Consider the following 3691-nt stretch of genomic DNA (forward strand, 5'->3'; position numbering starts at 1 on the left):
CGAGCTCCGATCGAATATCGAATTTCGATGGCTGCATAGTCTTTTTTACAGTTGTCTACTTGACGGGGGGAAGACCAAAGAATCTGTCTTTTTGTTCTACATTAAAGTAGTTAAACTAAGTGACGATAAATTCGATTGTAATTGGAATTCCGCCGTCTAATGCATCTCCGCCAGGAATTGTAATAGCACCAGTAGGTCCAGTAGTAATACTGGAGTTCACACTAGGTTGAAGAATGCCGTTTACATAAAAGTTGTAATACGTAAAAGTCGGAAAAGCAGTTGCAGTAGTACCAGCATCGTTTAAACAAGCTGTAGCAGCAATTGCAAAAGCTGCACCTGTTCCGGTTCCAGCTCCTAGTGTAGATGTAAATCTTCTAGATGCCATAAATGGTTGGATGATTGGCAATTAATTCTCACTCCTTACAATATTTTATTAGAACGAAGTATAAAATAACTTGTCCACTATATTGTATGAGAGTTTTTTATAATAGAAACGGCTTCCCCTTTATAAGGTGAGCCCAATTTTAGTAAAGAAATGTTCTTTACTTATATGAAAAAATGATGTTGTTACTTGCGGAATGTATATTAATCGTAAATTCGAGTTTTGTATTCAACTTAAAATGTGTCTTTGGCTCTAAGAGATAAACGTGGAAAAATAAAATAAACTCTTAAGTTTAGGTGTTTAATCTAAGCAGTCAATTATTAAAAACATATAATTAATATGTGAGTCATGAACATAATTAAATAACGTTTTCAAGTTTGATTATCATTCATGTTTCCTATTTTAAGAGAAACATATAACTCAACTACTTTTTTCAATCGCATCTTTTATAGTACTTAGAATAGGAAAACACTCAACTATAAGAAAAGTAAGGAGGAAATAAATGAAACATAATGATTGTTTTGATCATAATAACTGCAATCAGATTGTTTTTTCAGCAGATTGCTGTAAAAATCCACAGTCAGTTCCTATTACTAGGGAACAATTAAGTCAATTAATTACTTTACTAAACTCATTAGTATCAGCTATTTCAGCATTTTTTGCAAATCCAAGTAATGCAAACAGATTAGTGTTACTCGATTTATTTAATCAATTTTTAATTTTCTTAAATTCCTTATTACCTTCTCCAGAAGTTAATTTTTTGAAACAATTAACTCAAAGTATTATAGTTTTATTACAATCTCCAGCACCTAATTTAGGACAATTGTCAACATTATTGCAACAATTTTATAGCGCCCTTGCACAATTCTTCTTCGCTTTAGATCTTATCCCTATATCCTGCAACTCAAATGTTGATTCTGCAACTTTACAACTTCTTTTTAATTTATTAATTCAATTAATCAATGCTACTCCAGGGGCGACAGGTCCAACAGGTCCAGCAGGAACCGGAGCAGGTCCAACGGGAGCAACAGGAGCGACAGGTCCAGCAGGTACTGGTGGAGCAACAGGAGTAACAGGAGCAACAGGCCCAACGGGAGCAACAGGAGTAACAGGAGCAACAGGCTTAACAGGAGCGACAGGTCCAACAGGAGCGACAGGTCCAACAGGAGCAACAGGTCCAACAGGAGCAACAGGTTTAACAGGAGCAACAGGCTTAACAGGAGCAACTGGTGGCGGAGCTATTATTCCATTCGCTTCAGGTACAACACCATCTGCGTTAGTTAACGCATTAGTAGCTAATACAGGAACTCTTCTTGGATTTGGATTTAGTCAGCCTGGCGTAGCTTTAACTGGTGGAACTAGTATCACTTTAGCGTTAGGTGTAGGTGATTATGCATTCGTAGCACCACGTGCAGGAACTATCACGTCACTAGCTGGTTTCTTTAGTGCAACAGCTGCATTAGCTCCATTATCACCTGTGCAAGTACAGATACAAATATTAACTGCACCAGCAGCAAGTAATACGTTTACAGTACAAGGCGCACCTCTATTATTAACACCAGCATTTGCCGCAATAGCGATTGGTTCTACAGCATCAGGGATCATAGCTGAAGCTATTCCAGTAGCAGCTGGGGATAAAATACTGTTATATGTTTCGTTAACAGCAGCAAGTCCAATAGCTGCAGTTGCTGGATTTGTAAGTGCAGGTATTAATATCGTTTAATTTGTTACAATGTTTAGTAGGAAATTAAACAGGGGTTTATATATAGTCCTTCCTAATAAATTTAGGAAGGACTATATTTTTTGGGGAAATAAGTAATAAATTAATTGAACAATTACTCTTTGTTAAGTTCGTATAAAAAAATATAATTTATACTTTATCGTTTAAGGAATAAGTTATGTAAATTGAAAAATTTCCGATCAGAAAAAAAGATGAATTCTTTTAAAAAAGAATTCATCTATAAAATAAACTATTTGTTTTTATTACAGTTACATCCTTTTTTCTTTACATAGCCTTGTTCGGCTAAATCTCTTTGCGATTGGGAATTGGAAGATTGAGAATTGGAAGATTGAGAAGATGTTGATGAACTACTATTTTTATTATTAGAGTAGTTTTTTCGATAGTTATAATTACTCATAGTACTATCACCTCCAATTAAATATATAAATAGTATATGTATGTACTCTATTAATTGTTACGAAAAAAATAGGAATGGTAGATATACAATAAAAAATCTCCTACGTATTTTCCGAGGAGATCAATAATTGTCTATTAATGAAATAAATTAATATCCCCAGTAAAGAGGGAAATAGTATGAATCTTGGTAATATAAATTTTGTTGTTGGTTAGGAGGCTGAGTTGTTGGGGTTATCGTGCCGCGGTTCTGATTACAGTTTGTTGGGGGACCAATTACTGTAGTAGATTGAATTGGAGATATCGCTTGTTTCCATTGTTGTTCATTGAGGCAATAAGTATGAGCCATCATATTGGCTGGAGTTAATCTTAAAATATCTGAACCAAAAATAACTTCTGGGGTTGGGGCATTGAAAATAGCTAATAAGTGAGTACCATCTGCTGTAGCAATTTCATAATGCCACCACGCTTGTGGAATGTTGGCAACTTGCCCTGGTTTTATCGGTAAGTTTAATATTTGGTTTGTAAAAGGATTAAGTAAGGAAACAACAGCAGATCCTGAAATACAGTAAACAAGTTCAGCTGCATTTTGATGAATATGTGGCTCTACAACATTTCCTGTACTTAAATAGATATCTAATAAAGAAGTATTTTCTAAAGTATTTAATTGTTTTATGCCAAGTACGTTTATATAATTTTGGGCATCTTTCTTAAAAAAATTACTTTTATTTAAATCATGGGTGAAATTGGTTGAGGGGGAAGTGTAGTCGATATTAGAAGTCATTTGTATTACCCGCCTTTCTTATATTTTCATGCAATTTGAATTTAGGATATGAGTCTAGTTATTGAAATGTGAAAGCGTTGCTGCCCTTGGTTTGTAAAGTGATAAAAATGTTCATTTGAATGCACTATAATTACAAGAGTTTCATTGCGAAAAAAGGTGCTATTAATGGTTCTGTTGCAAAGTTTTCTAAATGAGACTACACTCTAAAAAAAGAGTAAGGAGAATCACAAATGAGATATTTTAAAGGGAAACAATTCAAGAAAGATATTATTTTGGTAGCCGTCGGCTACTATTGTCGTTTTTCTTTAAGCTACCGTGATGTATCTGAACTTTTAAAAGAACGTGGTGTATCGGTTCATCCTACAACCATCATGCGTTGGGTGCACGAATA

The 3691-nt window shown here is 34.5% G+C and carries 3 protein-coding genes and 1 pseudogene; 2 read left to right on the top strand and 2 right to left on the bottom strand.

The window, feature by feature from the left end; translation table 11 throughout:
- Nucleotides 1–115: 115 nt before the first annotated feature.
- Entirely contained in the window at nucleotides 116–406 is a 291-nt protein-coding gene (locus JDS99_RS30105; RefSeq protein WP_001121646.1) for a DUF4183 domain-containing protein, read from the bottom strand.
- A 478-nt stretch (nucleotides 407–884) separates the two neighbouring features.
- Between JDS99_RS30105 and JDS99_RS30110 the strand changes: the two genes are divergently transcribed.
- A complete protein-coding gene (locus tag JDS99_RS30110) occupies nucleotides 885–2105 on the top strand; it encodes an exosporium glycoprotein BclB-related protein (RefSeq protein WP_199696403.1) in 1221 nt (406 codons plus the stop codon).
- Nucleotides 2106–2667: 562 nt separating this feature from the next.
- Here the strand turns inward: JDS99_RS30110 and JDS99_RS30115 are convergent.
- On the bottom strand, nucleotides 2668–3300 hold the full coding sequence (locus tag JDS99_RS30115; RefSeq protein WP_088122110.1) for a cupin domain-containing protein: 633 nt from the start codon (nucleotides 3298–3300) through the stop codon (nucleotides 2668–2670).
- Nucleotides 3301–3530: 230 nt separating this feature from the next.
- On the opposite strand from JDS99_RS30115, the pseudogene JDS99_RS30120 reads away from it, so the two are divergent.
- A pseudogene (locus JDS99_RS30120) lies at nucleotides 3531–3691 on the top strand (IS6 family transposase); the annotation flags it as partial.

It is taken from the genome of Bacillus cereus group sp. N6 (assembly GCF_016483705.1).
Classification (GTDB): domain Bacteria; phylum Bacillota; class Bacilli; order Bacillales; family Bacillaceae_G; genus Bacillus_A; species Bacillus_A wiedmannii.